Annotated in this window: 17 protein-coding genes and 1 tRNA gene; 10 read left to right on the top strand and 8 right to left on the bottom strand. The window is 64.1% G+C overall.

The window, feature by feature from the left end:
- Positions 1-131: 131 nt before the first annotated feature.
- The gene (gene nhaA / locus QMX89_RS05940) at positions 132-1487 is read right to left on the bottom strand and encodes a Na+/H+ antiporter NhaA (RefSeq protein ID WP_282347397.1); all 1356 of its coding nucleotides are present in this window, start codon (positions 1485-1487) and stop codon (positions 132-134) included.
- A 116-nt stretch (positions 1488-1603) separates the two neighbouring features.
- A complete protein-coding gene (locus QMX89_RS05935) occupies positions 1604-2500 on the bottom strand; it encodes a LysR family transcriptional regulator (protein WP_282347395.1) in 897 nt (298 codons plus the stop codon).
- Positions 2501-2618: 118 nt separating this feature from the next.
- Here QMX89_RS05935 and QMX89_RS05930 point away from each other — a divergent pair, with 118 nt between their 5' ends.
- From QMX89_RS05930 to dctM, 8 genes are all read left to right on the top strand, one after another.
- A complete protein-coding gene (locus tag QMX89_RS05930) occupies positions 2619-3491 on the top strand; it encodes a MaoC family dehydratase N-terminal domain-containing protein (protein ID WP_282347393.1) in 873 nt (290 codons plus the stop codon).
- Between the two features lie 33 nt (positions 3492-3524).
- Positions 3525-4688: an acyl-CoA dehydrogenase family protein gene (locus QMX89_RS05925; protein ID WP_049861337.1), complete on the top strand. Its 1164-nt coding sequence runs from the start codon at positions 3525-3527 to the stop codon at positions 4686-4688.
- 10 nt (positions 4689-4698) lie between these two features.
- The gene (locus QMX89_RS05920; RefSeq protein ID WP_282347389.1) at positions 4699-6048 is read left to right on the top strand and encodes an MmgE/PrpD family protein; all 1350 of its coding nucleotides are present in this window, start codon (positions 4699-4701) and stop codon (positions 6046-6048) included.
- 15 nt (positions 6049-6063) lie between these two features.
- The gene (locus QMX89_RS05915; protein ID WP_282347387.1) at positions 6064-7263 is read left to right on the top strand and encodes a CaiB/BaiF CoA-transferase family protein; all 1200 of its coding nucleotides are present in this window, start codon (positions 6064-6066) and stop codon (positions 7261-7263) included.
- A 36-nt stretch (positions 7264-7299) separates the two neighbouring features.
- Positions 7300-8124 (top strand): CoA ester lyase, encoded by an 825-nt coding sequence (locus tag QMX89_RS05910; protein ID WP_282347385.1) that lies wholly within the window; start codon positions 7300-7302, stop codon positions 8122-8124.
- Between the two features lie 174 nt (positions 8125-8298).
- The gene (locus tag QMX89_RS05905) at positions 8299-9297 is read left to right on the top strand and encodes a TRAP transporter substrate-binding protein (RefSeq protein WP_049861365.1); all 999 of its coding nucleotides are present in this window, start codon (positions 8299-8301) and stop codon (positions 9295-9297) included.
- Between the two features lie 103 nt (positions 9298-9400).
- A complete protein-coding gene (locus tag QMX89_RS05900; RefSeq protein ID WP_049861341.1) occupies positions 9401-10033 on the top strand; it encodes a TRAP transporter small permease in 633 nt (210 codons plus the stop codon).
- Positions 10033-11316 (top strand): C4-dicarboxylate TRAP transporter large permease protein DctM, encoded by a 1284-nt coding sequence (dctM, locus tag QMX89_RS05895; protein WP_043187778.1) that lies wholly within the window; start codon positions 10033-10035, stop codon positions 11314-11316. The genes QMX89_RS05900 and dctM overlap by 1 nt, the downstream gene beginning before the upstream one ends.
- 44 nt (positions 11317-11360) lie before the next feature.
- On the opposite strand, the gene QMX89_RS05890 is transcribed toward dctM, so the two are convergent.
- From QMX89_RS05890 to QMX89_RS05880, 3 genes are all read right to left on the bottom strand, one after another.
- Entirely contained in the window at positions 11361-12596 is a 1236-nt protein-coding gene (locus QMX89_RS05890; RefSeq protein WP_282347378.1) for a PrpF domain-containing protein, read from the bottom strand.
- 35 nt (positions 12597-12631) lie between these two features.
- Positions 12632-15553 (bottom strand): PAS domain S-box protein, encoded by a 2922-nt coding sequence (locus QMX89_RS05885; RefSeq protein ID WP_282347377.1) that lies wholly within the window; start codon positions 15551-15553, stop codon positions 12632-12634.
- Positions 15554-15896: 343 nt separating this feature from the next.
- Positions 15897-15971, bottom strand: a tRNA-Gln gene (locus QMX89_RS05880).
- A gap of 248 nt (positions 15972-16219) precedes the next feature.
- Here QMX89_RS05880 and yghU point away from each other — a divergent pair.
- Positions 16220-17059, top strand: coding sequence for a glutathione-dependent disulfide-bond oxidoreductase (gene yghU, locus QMX89_RS05875; RefSeq protein WP_282347376.1), 840 nt, complete (start codon positions 16220-16222; stop codon positions 17057-17059).
- A 130-nt stretch (positions 17060-17189) separates the two neighbouring features.
- On the opposite strand, the gene QMX89_RS05870 is transcribed toward yghU, so the two are convergent.
- The 3 genes from QMX89_RS05870 to QMX89_RS05860 form a co-directional block, all read right to left on the bottom strand.
- Positions 17190-17399 (bottom strand): DUF2945 domain-containing protein, encoded by a 210-nt coding sequence (locus tag QMX89_RS05870; protein ID WP_049861344.1) that lies wholly within the window; start codon positions 17397-17399, stop codon positions 17190-17192.
- A gap of 79 nt (positions 17400-17478) precedes the next feature.
- Positions 17479-18612: a metallophosphoesterase gene (locus tag QMX89_RS05865; RefSeq protein WP_282347375.1), complete on the bottom strand. Its 1134-nt coding sequence runs from the start codon at positions 18610-18612 to the stop codon at positions 17479-17481.
- A 232-nt stretch (positions 18613-18844) separates the two neighbouring features.
- Positions 18845-19750, bottom strand: coding sequence for a LysR substrate-binding domain-containing protein (locus tag QMX89_RS05860; RefSeq protein WP_282347374.1), 906 nt, complete (start codon positions 19748-19750; stop codon positions 18845-18847).
- 202 nt (positions 19751-19952) lie between these two features.
- Here QMX89_RS05860 and QMX89_RS05855 point away from each other — a divergent pair, with 202 nt between their 5' ends.
- Positions 19953-22982 carry an FAD-binding and (Fe-S)-binding domain-containing protein gene (locus QMX89_RS05855; RefSeq protein WP_282347373.1) on the top strand — a complete coding sequence of 1010 codons (3030 nt, stop codon included), beginning with the start codon at positions 19953-19955 and terminating at the stop codon, positions 22980-22982.
- Positions 22983-22999: the final 17 nt, after the last annotated feature.

Genomic DNA, 22999 nt, shown 5'->3' with positions numbered 1-22999 from the left:
GCCCGCGAAGGGTTCACCGCTGAACCCTTCGCGGGCAGAGCCCGCTCCCACAAAGAGCCCGTTCCCACAGAAAGAGGCCTGCCCCACAAAGAGCCCGCCTCCACAGAAAGAGGCCTATCCCACAACGAGCCCTACCCCACCCGCCCCCTGCCAAACACCAGCTTGCCCCAGACCAGCCCCAGCACCGCTGCCACCGTGGAAGCGGCCAGCACGCTGAGCTTGGCCGAAGCCAGCAGGGTCGGGTCGGTGAAGGCCAGCGCGGCAATGAAGATCGACATGGTGAAACCGATCCCGGCGAGCAGGCCGACCAGCCCCACCCCACCCCAGGTCACGCCCTCGGGCAGCCTGCAGATGTTCAGTTTGACCAGCAGCAGACTGGCCAGCAGCACGCCCAGAGGTTTGCCCAGCACCAGGGCGATCATCACCCCGGCAAACACGTGCTGCGACATCGCATCGCTCAGGTTCGCCCCACCGAAGCTCACCCCGGCGTTGGCCAGGGCGAACAGCGGCATGACCCCGAAAGCGACCCACAGGTGCAGACCGACCTGAATCCGCTGCACCGGTGGCAGTACTTCGCGTTGCGCATCGCGCAGCTGCCGCAGCGGCTCAACCACCGCTTCGCGATTGTCGCTGCCAGGGGTGAAGCGCTCCATCAACTCGTTGAAGTTGCGGCGGATGACGTCCACCGGACGCTCGGCCATCGGCTTGGAGTATACCGGCGTCAACAAGCCCAGAATCACCCCGGCAAGGGTGGGATGAACGCCCGTCTTGAGCAGGCCGAACCAGACGATCGCCCCAGGCAGCACGTAGGCAGATGCCTTGCTGATGCCCATGCGCTGGAATACCAGCACCAGCAGCACACCGGCCACGGCGACCAGCAGGCCGAGGTAGTCGAGACTGGCGGTGTAGAACACCGCAATGATCAGGATCGCCACGATGTCGTCGATGATCGCCAAGGCCAGCAGCAGAATCCGCACGCTGGCCGGGATCGACTTGCCCAGCAACGCCAGCACGCCCACCGCAAAGGCGATATCGGTGGCGGTCGGCACCGCCCAGCCGGCGCTGGCGGCGGTGCCATGGTTGAGCACGGTGTAGAGCAAGGCCGGCATCAGCACGCCGCCCAGCGCCGCGCCCAGGGGCAAGGTCGCCAGTTGCAGATTGGCCAGGGCGCCGTCCTTGATTTCCTGGCGTATCTCCGCGCCCACCACCAGAAAGAAGATGGTCATCAGGCCATCGTTGACCAGAAAGTGCAGCGAGCGCGACACGCTGAAATCGCCCAGCCCCACAGTGACCTGGGTGTGCCAGAAATGCTCGTAGGACTCGGCTGCCGGGCTGTTGGCCCAGACCAGCGCAGCGATGGCGGCAAGCAATAAAACGATGCCGCTGACGGCCTCGATGTGGGAAAAGCGTTCGAGCGCCGCCAGGGCGCGCTCGGTGAGCTGTTGCGGGCGGGGAATGACAGGCACGGCCGGTTTGGTTTCGGACACGGGGAGTCTCCGTTGGCGGCCCGACCAACGCTGAACTTTAACCTGCGCCGTACCCTATGCAGCGGCGCACCCGCGGCGATGATAGAAAGCCTGGGGCCAAGTTGCAATGCATCATCTCAATCCGGCGGCGGGGGCGGCATCAGGGTGGCGATCAGCGCGCGGACCGTGCCCGGCAGCGCCTCGAGTTCACGCACCAGAATGCTGCGTTCGCGCACTGCCCAGGGCTCGTCCAGTTCGATGGTCACCAGGCGCATGGTGCGGCTGTGCCGCAGGGCAGCCGATTCGGGAATGATGCCGATGCCCACGCCCGCCTCGACCATCCGGCAGATCGCTTCGAAGCTCGACACCTGAATGCGCAGCGACAGCCCCTGTCCGCTCCGCTCGACCTGTTCGCGCAGAAAGCTGAGCAAGGTGCTGCCCTCGTGCAGGCCAATGTGCTGGAACGCCAACGTCTGCTTGAAACCGATGCGCTTGCACTGGGCCAGCTCGTGCCCCAAGGGCACGGTGAGTACCAGTCGGTCGGTGCTGAAGTGCATCACCTGCAAACCCGCCGCCTCCACCGGCCCGGCGATGATGCCCATGTCGGTGCTGCCGTCGAGCACGCCACGCACGATGTCGCGCGACAGTCGCTCCTGCAGGTCGACACTGACACCGGGCCGTTGTGCAAGAAAACCGGCCAGCACTTCAGGCAGGAATTCCGTGACCGCCGTGGTGTTGGCAAAAATACGGATGTGCCCTGCCGAGTCGCCCCCCAGGTGGGTGAAATCAGCTTTCAGGTATTCGACCTGACGCATGATCAACCGCGCATGCACCAGCAGCTTCTGGCCCGCGGGCGTCAGTTCCACGCCACGGCTGTCGCGGTACAGCAAACGCGTCTCGAGCTGTTGCTCCAGCGCCTTGATCCGAGCGCTGGCCGCAGCCGGCGACAGGAAAGCCCGGCGCGCGCCCTGGGTCAGGCTCGGCGACTCGCCGATGTGGATGAAAAGGCGCAGGTCAGCCAGGTCGAAATGCATGGTGGGATCCTACCGTCGGGCGTTCGGCAAATATGAACGCCGCCTTACGCAAATGCAAATTCACAGAATGCGTCGGGCCTCGCATCATCGCTGCACAACAACAACGCAGAGGCCGACCATGAGCGCTTCAGATTCAGCCATCGACTACAGTGCCTGGACGGGCCGCACCGAGCAGGCGCGCGATGTACTGAGCCAGAACATCGTCGAACGCATTGCCGCGACGTTCGGCGAGCCTGCGCCGAAAGACGGCGAGCCCCTGCCGCCCTTGTGGCAGTGGTGCTTCTTCCAGGCGCCGGTCGCGGAAAGTCGATTGGGCCCGGATGGGCATCCGCTGCGCGGCGGCTTTCTGCCCGCTGCGGATGACCGCAACCGCATGTGGGCCGGGGGCCGTCTCGAGTTCATCGAACCACTGACGGTCGGTTCTGCTGCCGAGCGTGTCTCCACCATCCTGCGCATCGAAGAAAAACACGGCCACACTGGCGCGTTGCTGTTCGTCACCGTACGCCACGACTACAGCCAGAGCGGTCGCCTGTGCCTGCGCGAAGAGCAGGACATCGTCTACCGCGAGCCGAACCCGCCCAAGCTGACCAGTGACCCAGCGCCGGTTGCCGCGCAGTGGAGTGAAAGCGTGACGCCAACTGCGACCCTGCTGTTTCGCTACTCGGCCGTCACCTTCAATGGTCACCGGATCCATTACGACCAACCCTACGTGACCGGCACCGAAGGCTACGCCGGTCTGGTGGTGCATGGCCCGCTGATCGCCACCCTGCTGCTGCGCAGCTTCATCCACGCCAACCCCCAGGCGCGGGTGCGGCATTTCGCCTATCGAGGCGTGCGCCCCCTTACCGTACCCACCCCGTTCCAGCTCGGCGGCTGCCTGCTCGAGCAGGGCAAGGCGCGCCTGTGGGCCGGCAACGAGGCCGGTGTCGCCCAGAGCGCCGATGTCGCTTTCGACACTGTCACTACCGGCTCGCCACAACCTGGCCAGTAACCGCTCACTCAACACCGACTCCGAGATCCGCACATGCCTGCCTATGACGAAGAAGACCTCAATGCCATCCGCGAAGGCGTTCGTGCCCTGTGCGCCGAATTCGACGCCGCCTACTGGCGCAAGATCGATGAAGAAAAGGGTTTTCCCGAAAGCTTCGTCAAGGCCCTCACCGATGCCGGCTGGCTTTCGGCGATGATCCCCAGCGAATACGGCGGCTCGGGCCTGGGCCTGGCCGAAGCCTCGGTGATCCTCGAGGAAGTCAACGCCTGCGGCGGCAACTCGGGGACCGTACACGGCCAGATGTACAACATGTTCACCCTGTTGCGTCACGGCAGCGAGGCGCAGAAGCGTCACTACCTGCCCAAACTGGCCAGCGGGGAACTGCGCCTGCAATCGATGGCCGTCACGGAACCGACCACCGGTACCGACACCACCAAGATCAAGACCACCGCCGTGCGCCAGGGCGACAAGTACGTCATCAATGGCCAGAAAGTGTGGATCTCGCGGGTGCAGCATTCAGACCTGATGATTCTGTTGGCACGCACCACGCCGTTGGCCGAAGTCACGCGCAAATCCGAAGGCATGTCGATCTTTCTGGTCGATCTGCGCGAAGCCATCGGCAAGGGCCTGACCGTTCAGCCGATCGCCAACATGGTCAACCACGAGACCAACGAACTGTTCTTCGACAACCTCGAACTGCCTGCCGACAGCCTGATCGGGGAGGAAGGCAAGGGTTTCCGCTATATCCTCGACGGCCTCAACGCCGAGCGCACGCTGATCGCTGCCGAGTGTATCGGTGATGGTCGCTGGTTCATCGAAAAGGCCAGCGCCTACGCCCGCGACCGGGTCGTATTCGGCCGGCCGATCGGCCAGAACCAGGGCGTGCAGTTCCCCATTGCCGAGGCGCACATCGAAATCGAAGCGGCCGACCTGATGCGCTGGCGCGCCTGTGAGGAATACGACAGCGGCAAGAACGCCGGCGCCAGCGCCAACATGGCCAAGTACCTGGCTGCAAAAGCGTCGTGGGAGGCCGCCAATGCCTGCCTGCAGACCCATGGCGGCTTCGGTTTTGCCTGCGAATACGACGTCGAGCGCAAGTTTCGCGAAACCCGCCTGTACCAGGTGGCGCCGATCTCCACCAACCTGATCCTGTCCTACGTGGCCGAGCATCTGCTCGAACTGCCACGCAGTTTCTGAGGGCCTGTCCATGAATGCCACACAGCGCTTGGCCCGGTTTCTCGCCGACCTGCAATACGCCGACATTCCAGAGCCCGTTCTGGCCCGCTGCGAAGACCTGTTCCTGGACTGGGTCGGCTCGGCACTGGCCAGCCAGGGTGCCCACCCCATCCCCTTGTTCGAACGCTACGCGCAGCGCATGGGGCCCGGCGACGGCCCGGCAAGAATGCTGGTCAACGGTCGCGGCACCTCGCCTTACTTTGCCGCGCTGGTCAACGGCGCCGCGTCGCACCTGGTGGAGCAGGACGACCTGCACAACAGCTCGGTGCTGCACCCTGCCACGGTGGTATTTTCCGCCGTGCTGGCCGCGGCGCAGGAGCGTGGCAAATCGGGGCGGGAGTTGCTCTTGGCGTCGGTGGCCGGCTACGAAGCGGGCATCCGCATCGGCGAGTTCATGGGCCGCTCCCATTATCGAATCTTCCACACCACCGCCACAGTGGGCACCCTGGCCGCCGCAGTCGCCGTAGGCAAACTGCTGGGGTTCGACCGCGAGCAGTTCATCAACCTGCTGGGCAATGCCGGCACCCAGGCGGCCGGGCTCTGGGAATTCCTGCGCGACGCCGCCGACTCCAAGCAGTTGCATACCGCCAAGGCCGCCGCCGATGGCTTGCTCGCCGCCTACATGACCGAAGAGGGCCTGACCGGAGCACGCAACATCCTGGAAGGCGAGCAGGGTCTGGCTGCCGGCATGTCCAGCGACGCCGACGCGAGCCGTCTGGACGATCGCCTGGGCAGCCGCTGGGCACTGGCGGAAACCTCGTTCAAGTTTCACGCCTCGTGCCGCCATACCCATCCGGCCGCCGATGCCCTCCTGCACTTGATGCACCGTGAAGGGCTGCACCACGAGCAGATCGCCAAGGTGGTCACCCGCGTGCATCAGGGCGCCATCGATGTCCTGGGCCGAGTGGTCAAGCCCAGCACGGTACACCAGGCCAAATTCTCCATGGGTGCGGTGCTGGGTTTGATCGCCGTTCATGGCAGCGCACAGCTGATCGAATTTCGTGACCTGGCGCTGACGGATGCGGCAGTCGACGGCTTCCGCCAGAAAGTCAGCATGGAGCTGGACCCCGAGGTCGATGCGGCCTACCCCGCGCGCTGGTTGGGGCGAGTCATGGTCACGACCACTGACGGCCGTACCCTGAGCGCCGCCATCGACGAGCCCAAGGGCGACCCCGGCAATACCCTGTCGCGCCCCGAACTGGAAGCCAAGTTCCTGCGCCTGCTGGCCTTTTCCGGTGCACGCACACCGGCCGAAGGACAGGCGCTGATCGACCGCATCTGGCAATTGCGCGACGCCCAGACCTTGACCGATTTGATCTGACCCACAGGTGACCCCATGACCGAGCTCAATCCGCGTCCGCTGGACGGCATCACCGTCATCAGCCTGGAACACGCCATCGCTGCACCCTTCTGCACCCGTCAATTGGCCGATCTGGGAGCCCGTGTGGTGAAAGTCGAACGCCCCGGCAGCGGCGACTTCGCCCGTGGTTACGACCAGCGAGTCGACGGCCTGGCCTCGCACTTCGTCTGGACCAATCGCTCCAAGGAAAGTCTGACACTGGACCTGAAACAAGCGGCCGCCGATGCCGTGCTGCACGGACTGCTGGCCAAGGCCGACGTGCTGGTACAGAACCTGGCACCGGGAGCGGCGGCGCGCATGGGACTGTCGTTCGAAGCGCTGCACGCGCGTTACCCGCGTCTGATCGTCTGCGACATCTCCGGATATGGAGAAGGCGGTCCTTACGAGAAGAAAAAAGCCTACGACCTGCTGATCCAGAGCGAAGGCGGTTTCCTCTCCGTAACCGGCGGACCCGGCGAAGAGGAGCGGGCCAAGGCCGGCTGCTCGATCGCCGACATCGCTGCCGGCATGTACGCCTACACCGGGGTGCTCTCGGCACTGATGCTGCGCGACAAGACCGGCGTCGGCAGCCGCATCGACGTGTCGATGCTGGAAAGCCTGGTGGAATGGATGGGCTACCCGCTGTACTACGCCTACAACGGCGCGCCACCACCGGCCCGCGCCGGCGCGGCGCACTCGACCATCTACCCCTACGGCCCCTTCCCCACCGGCGAAGGTGGCACGGTGATGCTCGGCCTGCAGAACGAGCGCGAATGGGCGCTGTTCTGCGAGAAGGTACTGCTCGATCCGACGCTGGCCGCCGACCCGCGTTTTTCCAGCAACTTCGAGCGCTCACGTCACCGCGATCAACTGCGGCAGATCATCGTCGACAGCTTTGCGACGTTGTCGGTCGAGCAGGTGCTGGAGCGCCTGGACACCGCGCAGATCGCCAACGCCCGGGTCAACGACATGGCTGGCGTCTGGGCGCATCCGCAACTGGCCGCGCGCGACCGTTGGCGCCAGGTGGACAGCCCGTCCGGCAAGCTCCCTGCCCTGCTGCCGCCGGCCAGCAACGCGGCGTTCGCACCGCGCATGGATGCGGTCCCCGACCTGGGCCAGCACACCGCAGGCATTCTTGACGAGCTGGGTTATTCAGCCGAACAGCAGACGCACATGGCGGCGGCCGGCGTGATCTGATCCGTCTGCCACCGCCTCCACCGGGAACCATGAACCATGCCGATACCTACCCTTCGCTCGGCTCTGTTCGTGCCGGGCAGCCGCCCCGAACGGTTCGCCAAAGCCTTGGCCGCAGGCGCCGATGCGGTGATCGTCGATTTCGAAGACGCCGTCGAAGAGGTCCTCAAGCGCCAGGCGCGGGAGCATCTTGCCCAGTTTCTGCAGCAGACCGACACGGCCCGCGTATGGGTTCGGGTGAACGCCCCCGGGCATGCCGAACACGCCAGCGACCTGGCTTTCTGCGCCAGCCACCCAGGTGTCGTCGGGGTCGTGTTGCCCAAGGCCGAAACCTGCGCCCAACTGACCACGGCGAGCCAGGCCGGCAAGCCGCTGTGGCCGATCATCGAAAGCGCCCGGGGTGTGCTGGCGCTGGAGTCCATCGCCAACGGCCCCGGCGTCGAACGGCTGTGTTTCGGCAGCCTGGACCTGGCCCTGGACCTGGGCCTGAACAATGGCACGCCATCGGCAGAAGCCTTTCTCGACCAAAGCCGCATGAGCGTGCAGCTGCATTCGCGCGCTGCCAACCTGCTGCCGCCACTGGACGGGGTGTTTGCCGTCCTTGATGACGCGCCGGGGTTGCAGCGCGCCATCGAGCACGCGCGCAACCTGGGCTACGGCGGCGCACTGTGCATCCATCCGCGTCAGGTGGCGGTGATTCATGCGGCACTGGCGCCCAGCGTCCAGGATCTGGAATGGGCTCGTGCCGTACTGGCGGCCAGCACCGCTGCCGGGGGTGCGGGCGCTTTCCGGTTCGACGGCCAGATGGTCGATGCGCCGGTGTTGCAGCGCGCCAGGCGTTTGCTCGACGCCCTGCAGGGCTAGGCCTGTACTGAAGCGTTCGGTAATGCCGAACGCCGGCTTACGCAAATACAGATTTTCGGCACGGCGTCGATTGAGCCATCCTCAAACTGAAAAACGCCTACGCTGCAAAGGGCCGGTTGGTTCGGTAAAACCGCCCTGAATGGATTGTCCTACAACAATAACAAGGTGATCTCCATGTTCAAGCTGACCCAGGCGCTGCTGTGCGCCGCCGCCGTTTCGATGGCAACCCTGGCCCAGGCCGCCGATCCCGTCGTCATCAAGTTCGCCCATGTGGTGGCAGAGAACACGCCCAAAGGCCAGGGCGCGCTGATGTTCCAGAAACTGGTGGCCGCCGATCCCAAGCTCAAGGACAAGGTGAAGGTGGAGGTCTATCCCAACTCCTCGCTGTTCGGCGATGGCAAGGAGATGGAGGCGCTGCTGTTGGGCGACGTGCAGATGCTTGCGCCATCACTGGCCAAGTTCGAGCATTACACCAAGCAGGTGCAGATCTTCGACCTGCCGTTCCTGTTCGATGACCTGGCTGCAGTCGACCGTTTCCAGCAAGGGCCCCAGGGCAAGGCGCTGCTGACCTCCATGGACGACAAGGGCATCCACGGTCTGGCCTACTGGCACAACGGCCTCAAGCAGCTGTCGGCGAACAAGAAGGTCATCCTGCCCAAGGATGCCCGTGGCCTGAAATTCCGCGTCCAGGCGTCGAGCGTACTCGAAGAGCAATTCAAGGCGATACGTGCCAACCCCCGCAAGATGAGCTTCGCCGAGGTCTATCAGGGCCTGCAGACCGGCACCGTGAATGGCACCGAGAACACCTGGTCCAACTACGAGAGCCAGAAGGTCCACGAAGTGCAGCCCTTTTTCACCGAGACCAACCACGGCCTGATCGACTACATGGTCATCACCAATTCCAAGTTCTGGAACGGCCTGCCCGACGATGTCCGTGGCGAGCTGCAAACGCTGATGGACCAGGTCACCGTCGAGGTCAACAAGCAAGCCGAAGCGCTGAACCAGACCGCGCGGCAGAAGATCATCGACGCCAAGACCAGCGAGATCGACCCACTCACTGCCGAGCAACGCCAACAATGGCGCGAAGCGATGCGCCCGGTGTGGGACAAGTTCTCCGAGCAGATCGGCCCCGACCTGATCAAGGCCGCCGAAGCCTCCAACAAAGCCTCGTGAGGGGCTGACCTGTCCCCTGCACTGGCTTGGCTACGGCCGCCAGTGAAGCATGCGCGGCTGCCCGCTCGCCGGCGGCCGCTCTCTCGACGCTCGGAGAATTCCTATGCAATCGCTCAGGCAAGTCTGGGAGCACTTCGAGGAAGGCATGATCGCCTTCCTGCTGGCTGCCATGACGCTGGTGACGTTCGTCTACGTCGCGCTGAACAACCTCTACACGATGTTCTACACCCTCAGCGACAAATGGGCGTGGAGCAGCGACCTGTTCGCCGGCATCGGCGACCACCTAATGGGCTATGCCCAGGAAATGACCTGGAGCATCGCCTTGACCAAGGCGCTGTTCGGCTGGTTGATCTTCTTCGGTATCGCCTACGGCGTGCGTACCGCAGGCCACCTGGGAGTCGACGTGCTGGTGAAGAAAACCAGCAAGCCTGCGCAGCGCATTCTGGCGATGATCGCCTGCGGCTGCTGCCTGGTGTACGCCGGCCTGTTTCTGATCGCCAGCATCAAGTGGGTGTCGGCGGTGCTGGTTGCCGGCATCGGCGCCGAGGACCTGGATCGCTACGGCATCCAGATCGGCCATATCGCACTCATCGTGCCGATCGGCTTCGCCCTGATCATCGCCCGCTACCTGGAAATCATGTACCGCATCTATACCCATCGGCAGACCGGACTGGGCTTGGCCGACGAAGCGGCAGAAGCCAGCAAACTGGCCAACCCTGGCGAGGAGCACCGCTGATGACCGTTATCTGTCTGTTCCTGCTGCTGTTCGTGTTCATGTTTCTGGGCGTGCCCATCGCTATCTCCCTGGGCCTCTCCGGCGCGGTATCCATTCTGCTGTTCAGTCAGGACTCGCTGAGTTCGCTGGCGATCAAGTTGTTCGAGACCTCGGACAGCTACACCTTTCTGGCGATACCGTTTTTCCTGTTGTCCGGCGCCTTCATGACCACCGGCGGCGTCGCGCAACGGCTGATCGACTTCGCCAACGCCTGCGTCGGTCACATTCGCGGTGGCCTGGCGATTGCCGCCGTGCTGGCGTGCATGCTGTTCGCCGCCCTCTCCGGCTCCTCGCCAGCCACCGTCGCAGCAGTCGGCTCGATTGCCGTAGCCGGCATGGTGCGCTCCGGCTACCCCCGAGAATTCGGCGCCGGCATCATCTGCAACGCCGGTACCCTGGGCATTCTCATCCCGCCCTCGATCGTGATGGTAGTGTATTCGGCGGCCACCGAAACCTCGGTGGGCAAGCTGTTCATGGCCGGTGTCATTCCGGGCATCCTGCTGGGCGTGATCCTGATGGTGGTGATCTACATCGTCGCCCGGATCAAGAAACTCCCAGCCCAGCCACGCGCTACCTTCCGTGAATGGCTGACCACCGCACGCCGCGCCTTCTGGGGCCTGCTGTTGCTGGTGATCATTCTGGGCGGCATCTACAGCGGCATGTTCACCCCCACCGAAGCGGCCGCCGTAGCGGCGGTGTACTCGGCGTTCATCGCCCTGTTCGTCTACAAGGACATGCGCCTGGCCGAGTGCCCGAAGGTACTGCTCGAATCCGGCCGCCTGACTATCATGCTGCTGTTCATCATCGCCAATGCCATGCTCTTCGCCCATGTGCTGACCACCGAACAGATTCCCCAGCAGATCACCAACTGGGTGCTGTCGGAAGGACTGACGCCGCTGGGCTTCCTGATCATGGTCAACATCGTGCTGCTGGTGGCCGGCAGCTTCATGGAGCCCTCGGCGATCATCCTGATCCTGGCACCGATCTTCTTCCCGATCGCCATGGAGCTGGGTATCGACCCGATTCACCTGGGCATCGTCATGGTGGTCAACATGGAAATCGGCCTGGTGCATCCGCCGGTGGGCCTGAACCTGTTCGTGACCTCGGCGGTAACGGGCCTGACCCTGGGCCAGACCATCCGCGCCGCCCTGCCCTGGCTGTCGATCCTGCTGATGTTTCTGCTGCTGGTCACCTATGTGCCGTTTCTTTCCCTGGCTTTGCCCAACTGGCTGGGCATGCCGTAACGGCCCGGGCCCACCGAGCCGCTTTGGAGTTCGGTGGGCCAGGATCAGGAACCGAGCAGTGCGCTCTGCAATTCGCTGGAAGCAGCATAAAGCGGCACGTGACCGCGCATCAGAATCTGCGTACTGCGGCGGTAGGCAGCACTGCGGATCTGCAGTTGCCCATCGGACAGCGCCGCGACCACCGTGGTGTCCAGGCGACCGGCGGGGTTTTCGATGCTGACGTGGAGGTCCGCGAATGTCGCTCCGGGAGCGGCAATGTCACGGGCCACCTTGTGCGCGGTGGTGCCTGGGATCAGGCACGCTGCTGCCAGGCAGCAGCCGCCGGACACGGCCATGGAGGCATGACCGGTTTGCGGGGTAAAGTAGCGTACGGCGATATGACCACCCTCGCGCGGCGCGCCGACGATGCAGATCTTGGGGATGGTTTCGCTGCGCGCCAGCTCGTCGCGGGTCATGGGCACACCGTCTTTGCGGCGCAGCCCCATTTTCAATCCGGCCTCGGTCCACAGTATGCGCAAGGTAGCCATGAAGGCCGCATCCGCCGCGAGCGATGCGACGGGTTCGTGCCCGGTCTTGCCCAGGCTGCGCGCATCGACGATGACCATCGGCACCGCCACATCGACGCAGGAGACCTCGATGCCAGCCACGTGGTCGACGACCGCGCCGGTCGGCAGCAAGGCACCGGTCTTGTTGCCGACCGGCGCCTGGAGAAACAGGTCCACGGCGGGGTAGTCGCCCATCACGCCAGGAATCTGCGCCGTGACGAAGTCCCCCCGCGTATCGCACTGCATGCGCGCCGTCGTGACCACGCCTGTGTTGGTGTTGCGGATATCGACTTCGCACAAGCCGCCGACCGGGGCTTGGAGCAGTCCGACATCCAGCGCCCACAGCAGCAGCGCGCTGGACATGTTGCCGCAATTCACGCTCCAGTCGATCTCGGCATGGTCACTGGCCAGTTGCGCAAGGGTGCTGACCAGACGCAGCTGGCCGTCCACGCGTTCGGTGTTCATCACGAACACCTTGTTACTGGTCGCCGGACCGCGGCCCAGACCGGTGATCTGCCGGTTGCCGGGATGACTGCCCGCCATGGGCACACCCATCAACTGGCGCAGCAGTTGCTCACGCAGAACCGTCTCGGTCGGCAACAACGGCTCCCACAGCACTACACCGGTTGAGGTACCGCCGCGCATGTAATGCACCGGCACCTCGACCGAGCCTAGCCAACGTCGAGCGTGCCAGCCCGGCACAAGTCCAGAGCTGTTAGAGGTGACATCGTTCATCGGCTACTCCTGTGAGTCGGGCAGCACCGCAGAGCTCAGGGACTCATCAGCTCGCGGACCCTGGACGCCAGCGTGTCCATGGCGAACGGCTTGGTCAACACCTGCATGTCGGGCCCCAGGTAGCCATTGCCGATAGCTGCGTTTTCCGCATAGCCGGTAATGAACAGCACCTTGAGCTCAGGCCGCACCTCACGCCCGGCGTCGGCCATCTGCCGACCGTTCATGCCGCCGGGCAACCCGACGTCGGTGATCAGCAAATCGATACGCACGTCCGATTGCAGCAGCTTGAGGCCTGCCAGGCTGTCGGCCGCCTCGATCAAGGTGTAGCCCAGATCGCCCAGCACGTCGGTCAAGAGCATGCGCACGGTCGGTTCGTCGTCGACGATAAGAATGGTTTCTCCGGCGTGGGCCGCAGCAGCCAGGGATTCGCGGGTTTCCGGTATGTCGTCATCGACCTCGCCGTAATAGCGCGGCAGGTAGATGCGCAAGGTGGTGCCCTCGCCCACTTCCGAATAGATCCTCACCTGGCCGCCCGACTGCTTGGCGAAGCCGTAGATCATCGACAAGCCCAGCCCGGTGCCCTGACCGATGGGCTTGGTGGTGAAGAACGGGTCGAACGCCTTGGCAATGACGTCCGGCGCCATGCCGGTGCCGGTGTCGGTGACACTGACCGACAGGTACTGACCTTCGGGTATGTCGTAACTGCGCGCGGCCTCGCGATCCATCCAGCGGTTGGCGGTCTCGATGGTGATGCGCCCGCCGTTGGGCATGGCATCGCGGGCATTGATGCACAGGTTGAGCAAGGCGTTTTCCAGCTGGCTGACATCCACCAGGGTCGGCCACAGGTTGGTCGCGCCGACCGTTTCCACGCGAATGCTGGGGCCTACCGTGCGCTGAATCAGCTCGGTCATGCCTTCCATCAGCGCATTGACATCGGTGGGCCGTGGATCGAGGGTCTGGCGTCGGGAAAATGCCAGCAACCGGTGCGTCAGCGCCGCAGCGCGCTTGGCCGCGCCCTGTGCGGTGCTGATGTACTTGTCGGTTTCCATCCAGCGGCCCTGGGCGATGCGCGTGCTCATCAGCTCGAGCGCACCGGAAATGCCGGCCAGCAGGTTGTTGAAGTCATGGGCCAGGCCGCCGGTAAGCTGCCCGACCGCTTCCATCTTCTGCGACTGGCGCAATTTCTCTTCGGCCTGGATCAGCTTGACCGTGCGCTCGGTGACGCGCTGTTCCAGGGTATCGTTGAGGGCACGCAACGCAGACAGGGCGCGATCGCGCTCGGCCTCGACCGAGCGCCGCGCCTCGACGTCGATGAGCACCCCTGGAAAACGCAGCGGCTTGCCTTCGGCGTCGTTCTCGACACGGCCGTTGGCCTCGATCCAGTAATAGTGGCCGTCGGCCCGGCGGACTCGATACTGATGGGAATAACTGCCGCCACGCTGGATCACTTCGCTGATCGCGGCGCTCAGGCCTTCGCGATCGTCGGGATGCACGGTCGCCACGATCGTTTCCAGGCTCAAGCCTTCGCGGCCCAGCGCCGGATCCAGCCCGAACGCCAGGGCAAAGCCTTCGTCGACCGCGAAGCGATCGGTCGGCAGGTGCCAATGCCAGGTGCCGATGATGGCCCCTGCAGCCAGGGCCAGTTGCACCCGTTCAATGTTTTCCCGCGCTACGGCTTCACTGGTGCGCAGACGATCCTCGGCATTGCGTCGGGCGGTGACGTCGCTGAAGATCACCGCTATCTTGCGTTCTTCGGGAAGGCCGACTTTCACGGCTCGCACATCGAACCAGCGTTTGAACGCTTCGGCATAGTTCTCGAAAGTAGCCGGCTCGCCGGTCTTGGCCACATGGCCATAGGTGTCGAACCAGAACTGCTCCAGGTCCGGGGCGAACTCGGTCACCCAACGCCCGCGCAGGTTGACACCGGCCTGGCGTTCGAAGGCCGGGTTGGCCTCGATGAAGCAGTAGTCGATGGGCCGATCTTCGGCGTCGAACTTGACCTCGACGATGGCGAACGCCGATTCGATGTTCTCCAGGATCTTGCGAAAACGTTCCTCGCTCTGCCGCAGCGCGCTCTCGGCGTTGCGCACACGGGTCAGGTCGAGCATTGCGCCGATCATCCGCACCGCCCGCCCTTCGGCATTGCGAATGACGTGCCCACGGTCGAGCACTTCGGCGAACGAGCCGTCGTGACGCTGAAACCGATATTCGCCGGACCAGGCCGATTGGCTGCCGTCGATCACGGCATGAATTGACTCGTAGACGCCCGCGCGATCGTCAGGGTGAATATGCCCGATCCACCAGTCACCGGTCGGTTCGACCGACGCCAGAGGATGGCCGTAGGCCTGCTCGAGTGCTTCGTTCCACACCACCTGATTGCCGCTCAGGTCCCAGTCCCAGATGGCATCGTTGGTGGCCTTGACGGCCAGGCGGTAGCGTTCCTGGGTTTCCTTTATGGCCAGGCCGGCCAGGTGCTCGTTGGTACGGTCGCGCAGAATCTTGACGAAGCCCAGGTGCAGGCCGTCGTCATACAGCGGCATCATCTCGCCAGATGCCCAGAAACGCTGGCCATCCTTGCGCAGATGCCAGCGCTCGTCATTGGCACGCCCGTCACGCAGCGCCAGGCGCATTTCCAGAGCCAGCCGGCCCTGCTCGCGGTCTTCGGGCGTGAAAAACGGTTCGGCGCTGCGGCCGCACATCTCATCCGAGGTCCAACCCATGACGTGGGTCGCCCCCATGTTCCAGTCGGTCACGATGCCTTGGGTATCGATCACCACCATCGCAAAATCGATGGAGCTGTCGAATACGGCGCGCTGGCGAGCCTCGTCGGTCACATGCGGGGAACGGCTGGGCTTATCACGGGCGGCCTCGGGCGCAGGCGATCGGGCCAAGGCCTGCAACTGGCTCAGCACAACATGAGTGTGGGGATCGTGCAGGTCGAAACCGGCTTCTTCCATTACCTTGCGCAGGCGCTCGACCTGGAATGCGCGAGCTGCAACTGTCGTGTCGTTCAGAACGCCTCCAACTACCTTATAAAGGTGCCATTGACCCAATGCATTGCTACGTTTGTGTTAGGCAGTGACCTGGCAGCGGGGTTCCCGAGCGCGCGCGGCGTCAAGGGTGTCCGGTGGTTCACGTGAAACGACTAGCAGACAGCGCCACACCTTGAACAGGCCACGTATCCTGAAAGCGAGACGAGCGTGTACAGCGGGTGGAGAAATCATGTGCGAACAGGAAGGTGAAGCAGAAGGTGCACGTCATGTGCCGGGTTCATGTGCAGTGTCGATATGACGTGGATAATGGCAGGGGCGGCTGGATTCGAACCAACGCATGGCAGGATCAAAACCTGCTGCCTTACCGCTTGGCGACGCCCCTGTATCCGGTGCGAGAAAGCCAGTTGCTGGCCTCTGCATGAACGAGCGGGAATTTATCAGGTTTCTTTCGCGCAGGAAACCCCAATTGCAATAAATATTCTTCAAAAACAGCCGGTTGCTTTCCGGCGTCACTGGACCCGGCTTCAAACGGGGCAGGGATGAACTGTACGCGCCTGTGCCAAGTCCTATCTTCATCGCCCACTTGCCACGCCCGGCGTGCATCTTCAACCCTATCTGGAGGCACACTTCATGAGCCCTACCCCCTACGTTCCACCCAAGGTCTGGAAAAACGACGCGGAATCCGGCGGCCAGTTTTCCAAGACCAACCGCCCGACCGCTGGCGCTACCCATGAGCAGACCCTGCCCGTGGGCAAGCACCCGTTCCAGCTGTATTCCCTGGCGACCCCCAACGGCGTCAAGGTAAGCATCATGTTCGAAGAGCTGCTGGAACTGGGCCACGCCGATGCCGAATACGACGCCTGGCCGATTCGCATCGGCGAAGGCGATCAGTTCTCCAGCGGGTTCGTCGAGATCAATCCGAACTCGAAGATTCCGGCGCTGGTGGATCACAGTGAAGGTACCGGCGTGCGGGTGTTCGAGTCAGGCTCCATCCTGATCTACCTGGCGCAGAAGTTCGGCGAGTTCCTGCCCACCGATGTGGCAGCACGCACCGAAGCCATGAACTGGCTGTTCTGGCAGATGGGCGCAGCCCCCTATCTGGGTGGCGGCTTCGGGCACTTCTATGCCTATGCGCCGGAGAAGCTGGAGTACCCGATCAATCGCTTCACCATGGAAGCCAAGCGTCAGCTGGATGTACTGGACAAGCGACTGGCCGAGACACGTTTCATAGCCGGTGACGAATACACCGTGGCCGACATTGCGATCTGGCCGTGGTATGGGCAACTGGTGCGCGGCAATCTGTACGACGCAGCGCAATTCCTGGCGGTTGACGAGTATCCTCACCTGCAGCGCTGGGCCGAAGAGATTGCCCAACGTCCCGCCGTGCAGCGCGGTCAACGCGTCAACCGCACCTGGGGCGATGAAGCGACCCAAGTCCCCGAACGCCATAGCGCCGCCGACTTCAAATAACCCAATCCCGGCTTGCACCGCCCCTGTAGCAGCGGCGCAAGCCGCGTCCGGCCTCGCCGCAATACGCCTGACACTCCACGTATAACGCCGACGCGGCTTGCGCCGCTGCTACACGGGGCGCAGACGATGTTCATGCTTTGTGCAAGGCATCGCCGTGATGCAGCGCCGAATGACCTGTCTTGTCGCTCTTGACCTCGTACTGCGGCTCGTCCTTGGACGCCGGCCGGTGTTTGCCCATGAACTCCACGTCCTTGACGTGAACCTTGGTCACCTTGCCGTGGATCTCCCCCGCCTCGGAATTCCAGCGCACCGCATCGCCCACCTTGAATGCATGGCTCATGGTCTTGCTCCTCATGTGATGAAAAACCCTTCAAGAAAAGGAGTGCAACGCAAGCCATTGATTCACTCCACATAGCGACTCAGCGTCCGGACGGCACTGCGCGCAAAGTGAACTCGGTGATTTCCGACGGCACCCCCAAACGAATCGGAAAGCCGTTCCACAACCCGCTGCCATTACTGACATACAGCTGCAGGCCTGCGCGGCGGTACAACCCGGACACGAACCCCTCGTTGGCCTTGGACACCACCTGATCGAAACCGCGAATCATCCCGCCATGGGTGTGCCCGGACAACTGCAGATCGACGCCTGCGGCGATCGCCTGGTCGATCCCGGCGGGTCGATGGTTGAGCAGCACGATCGGCGCATCGGCCGGTGCACCGCGCAGGGCCAGATCCAGGTCCGGTGCGCTGCCTCCGTACCGGGTGGCGACCTTGTCGGTGATACCGGCGATGACCAGTTGCCCGCGTGTATCGCCGACCACCTCATGCTGGTTGATCAGACTGTGCATGCCCGCCTCGCGAAACTTGGCCATCCAGCCTTCGTTGCCGAAGTAATACTCGTGGTTGCCGGGAATCGCGATCACGCCATCGCGGGCGCGCAGCTTCGCCAGCGGTCGCACGTCCGTGGCCCGCGCCTGCAGGGTGCCGTCGATGAGATCCCCGGTGATGACTACCAGATCCGGCGCCAGGGCGTTGGTGCGCTTGACGACTTCTTCCACCCAAGGCTCGGGAAACAGCACGCTGATGTGCAGGTCGGACAACTGCACCAGCCGGAACCCATCCAGCGTCGGCGCCAGCCCGGGTATCTGGATGTCCACCTGACGCACGTCCGGCACGCGAGTGGCCTGGGCCACGCCGAAGCCGGAGACCACCACCGCCAGCACTGCCACGCCATAGCGCCATTTGGCCAGGGCCCCGCGTGACGAAGCGCGGCGACGGACCAGGCGGGTCAGCAGGATGCCCAGATCCAGTACCAGCACGAAAGCGAACAGCAGGGCAAACCCGGTAAAGGCCCAGCCAGCGCTGTACGCCACCCAATAGGGGACTTCAGGCGAGTACATGGTCCCGGTGAACGCCAGAATCAGCAGGTGATACTTGGACGCGGCGAGCAGCACCAGACCGATCAGCAAACGCCAGCCAGTGGCCAGGGGCAATGGGTAGATGAAGCGCAGCGCAACATACAGAAACGCGACAGTCGCATAGATGTGGAACACGGCTATTCCTCATGGTCAGTGGCACTCTGACAGCCGGGCCCTTCGATGGTTTGTCAGCGAGTTGCTACAGAACGTGTGCAACCCCTCGACCCACCTGATGCGCTGCGCCCCGCTGTAGCAGCGGCGCAAGCCGCCTCGGCGATCCACGCAGAGTGTCAGGCGAATTGCGGTGAGGCCGGACGCGGCTTGCGCCGCTGCTACAGGGGATCGGGGTGTCTGCGGGCCTGCAACCTCAACTGTCCGGAAACGGAATGGACAGCAACCACTCGCGAAAGGCCACCAGCGACGGCAGTTGCTGATTGTGGGTGGGATACGCCAGGTAATACCCGCGACCGCTTTCCATGGGCTCGAACAGGGTCACCAACTCACCCTGAGCGATTTCGTCCTGTACCAGAATGCGCGGCACCAGCCCGATGCCGATCCCGGCGATGACCGCCTGGATCAGGTGCGCCGTATGCTCGAAGCTCGGCCCCAGGCGCGGGGTCGACGAGCCGGTCAACCCGACGCTGGCAAACCAGTCCGACCACGCGTGTGGCCGCGACACCACGCCCAGCAGCAGCTGCCGACCTGCATCCTGCACGGACATCTGCTCATGAGCGGGCAAGGCCTTGGGGCTGGCCACCACCACCAGCTTCTCCGAGAGCAATCGATGCGCCACATAGCCCGGCCACTGCCCCGACCCCGCGCAGATGATGGCGCTCATGTCCTGCACGCCTTCGGACAGGTCACCGCGCACGATGCGCGAATGAAGATGTACCAGACTGCCAGGGTGGCGCCCATAGAAGTCTCCCATCCGCGGCATCAGCCATTTGGACGCGAAGGTCGGCAGCACCGCCAGGTGCAGGGTATCTGCCTCGATGCGGTGGGAAATGGTCTGCAGGGTGGCGCCGCGAATCCGCGCCAGGGCGCCGGCCAGCTCGTGCTGGTACAGCGCGCCTGCTGCGGTCAACTCGATGTGCCTGCCTTCACGTTTGAACAACGCCACCTCAAGCAGTGCTTCGAGGACCTGCACCTGCCGACTCACCGCGCTCTGAGTCAAGGCCAGTTCGGCCGCCGCCCGGGTGAAACTGCCGTGGCGACCAGCAGCTTCGAACGCCAGCAGCAAAGACATGGAAGGTGTGAGCCGTCGAGGATTCATTCATTGAGCTCATGCAAAAAACGAAGGATATACGTTTGCCCGGTGGGCCCGTGTCGGCGAAAATACGGTCACGCACGTCATCATGCAAGGCCCCTGCGGTAGATACGATCGGCTCTTCGAACTCGATCACCGCACGCTTCGGCCCATTGCACACATGCCTGTTTCGAATGCAAATCCACTGCCCCGCCGGATTCCGACTGCCATGATCGCCGAACTGTCCCGCCAGAAAGCTCCTCTTGCGCCCTATCAGGCGCTGCTGCGTCAGCTCGAACGTGCAGGCTTCCAGGGCGAGATCGTCGACGACTACGCTATGCGCACGGTGCTGGCCACGGACAACTCGATCTATCAGCGCCAGCCCCAGGCCGCCGTATTCCCTCGGCACGAGGCCGACGTGCAGCTCCTGACCCGCCTGGCCAGCCAGCCGGAACATCGCAGTGTAGTACTGACCCCACGCGGCGGCGGCACCGGCACCAACGGCCAGTCGCTGACCGATGGCCTGGTGGTGGACCTGTCCCGGCACATGAACCAGGTGCTGGAAATCAACGTCGAAGAGCGTTGGGTGCGGGTCCAGAGCGGCGTGGTCAAGGATCAGCTCAACGCAGCCCTGAAGCCCCATGGACTGTTCTTCGCCCCCGAGCTGTCGACCTCCAACCGCGCGACCATCGGCGGCATGATCAACACCGACGCCAGCGGCCAGGGCAGCTGCACCTACGGCAAGACCCGCGACCATGTGCTGGAGCTGACCACCCTGCTGCTGGGCGGCGAGCGCCTGCACAGCCACAGCCTCGATGCGTCGCAGTTACAAGCCAACCGCGCGGGCGACGGCCGCATCGCCGAGGTCTATCGGTGCGCAGCGACCATCGCCGACGAGCAGGCCGAACTGATCGACGCGGTCTTCCCCAAACTCAACCGCTGCCTGACCGGCTATGACCTGGCCCACCTGCGCGAGGCCGACGGGCGCTTCAACCTCAACAGCGTACTCTGCGGCTCGGAAGGCTCGCTGGGCTTCATCGTCGAAGCCAAGCTCAACGTGCTGCCGATCCCCAGGCATTCCATTCTGGTCAATGTGCGCTATGCCGGCTTCATGGACGCGCTCAACGACGCCAATGCCTTGATGGCGCACCAGCCGCTGTCGATCGAAACCGTGGACTCCAAGGTCCTCCTGCTAGCCATGAACGACATCGTCTGGCATGGCGTGGCCGAATACTTTCCCACCGACGCACAGGCGCCGACCCTGGGCATCAATCTGGTGGAATTCAGCGGCGACGACCTGGCCGTCGTCGAGCAGCGTGTCGAACAGTTCATTGCCCACCTGCAGCAGGACACCACGGTGCAGCGCCTGGGTCACACGCTGGCGGTCGGCGCTCTGGCGGTGAGCCGGGTCTACGCGATGCGCAAGCGCGCCGTGGGCCTGCTCGGCAACGTTCAGGGCGAAGCCCGGCCGCAGCCGTTCGTCGAGGACACCGCCGTGCCGCCGCAGAACCTGGCGGCCTACATCGGCGAGTTTCGTGCCTTGCTCGACGGTCACGGCCTGCAGTACGGCATGTTCGGCCATGTCGATGCCGGCGTGCTGCACGTGCGGCCGATCCTGGACATGAAGGACCCGCGCCAGGCCGCCCTGATCCGGCCTATTTCCGACGAGGTCGCGGCGCTCACCCAGCGGCACGGTGGCCTGCTCTGGGGCGAGCACGGCAAGGGCCTGCGCTCGCAATACGTGCCCGAGTACTTCGGCGAGCTGTATCCGGCCCTGCAGGCACTCAAGGCCGCTTTCGATCCCTTCAACCAGCTCAACCCGGGCAAGATCGCCACACCGGCCAGTGTCGCCGATGCGCGACTGACCCAGGTCGACGAAGTGACCCTGCGTGGCGAGCTGGACCGCACCATCGACGAGCGGGTCTGGCAGAGCTACGACAGCGCCGTGCACTGCAACGGCAACGGTGCGTGCTACAACTTCGACCCGAACGACGCCATGTGCCCGTCGTGGAAAGCCACACGCAACCGTATTCATTCGCCCAAGGGCCGTGCCTCGCTGATCCGCGAATGGCTGCGCCTGCAGGGCCTGCACGGCGCCAACGTGCTGCAGAGCGCGGGCGGCAACCTGTTCCAGCGTGCGCGCAACAGCCTGGCCCGGCGCATGGGCCGCGACGACTTTTCCCACGAGGTGTACGACGCCATGGCCGGCTGCCTGGCCTGCAAGTCGTGCGCGGGGCAGTGCCCGGTCAAGGTCAACGTGCCGGAATTCCGTGCGCGCTTTCTGCAGCTGTACCACGGGCGCTATCTGCGACCGCTGAAGGATTACCTGATCGGCTCGCTGGAATTCAGCATCCCGTACCTGGCGCGCTTTCCCCGCGCCTACAACGCGGTCATGTCCTTCGCGCCGGTGCAACAGGCGCTGCAACGCGTGGCCGGCATGGTCGACAGCCCGCTGCTGAGCCTGGTCGATTTCCAGGCTCACTGTCGCGACTGGAACGTGCGCGCGGCGACCGCCGATCGTCTCGCCCGGCTGACCCCCGAGCAGCGTCAGCGCAGCGTGATCCTGGTGCAGGATGCTTTCACCCGCTACTTCGACACGCCGGTAATGGCCGACTGGCTCGAGCTGATTTCGCGGCTGGGTTTCGACATCTACCTGGCGCCCTTCGCCGCCAACGGCAAGCCGTTGCAGGTGCAGGGCTTTCTCGGTGCATTCGACAAGGCCGCCCGGCACAACGCCCAGTCGCTGCGGCAATTGCAGGCCAGCGGCATCGCTCTGGTCGGCCTGGATCCGGCCATGACCCTGGTGTACCGCCAGGAGTACGCGAAAACCCTGGGCCACGACCAGGCACCGACCGTTCTGCTGCCCCAGGAATGGCTGGCCCAGGTACTGCCGCAGACCGGCGAACCCGGCACCGGCGGCGTCTACCAGCTGTTGCCGCATTGCACCGAGAAGACCAACGAGCCGAACAGCATCACCCATTGGCAACAGGTGTTCAGCCGTCTGGGCGCGACCCTGCAAGTATTGGCCAGCGGCTGCTGCGGCATGTCCGGCACCTATGGCCATGAAGCGCGCAACGTCGCCACTTCCAAGGTCATCTACGGGCAATCCTGGCAGCCGTTGCTGGCCCGCTACCAGAGCTCGGGCAATCTGCTTGCCGACGGCTATTCCTGCCGCAGTCAGGTCAAACGCGAAGAAGGTCACACGGTCCGTCACCCGCTACAGGCCCTGCTGGAGCACGTGAGAAAAAACACCGTTTGAAAACGCTGGCGAGCCTG

Source organism: Pseudomonas sp. PS01301 (assembly GCF_029960215.1).
GTDB classification, from domain to species: Bacteria; Pseudomonadota; Gammaproteobacteria; order Pseudomonadales; family Pseudomonadaceae; genus Aquipseudomonas; species Aquipseudomonas coleopterorum.
This window is presented reverse-complemented; position numbering and strand designations above follow the sequence as displayed.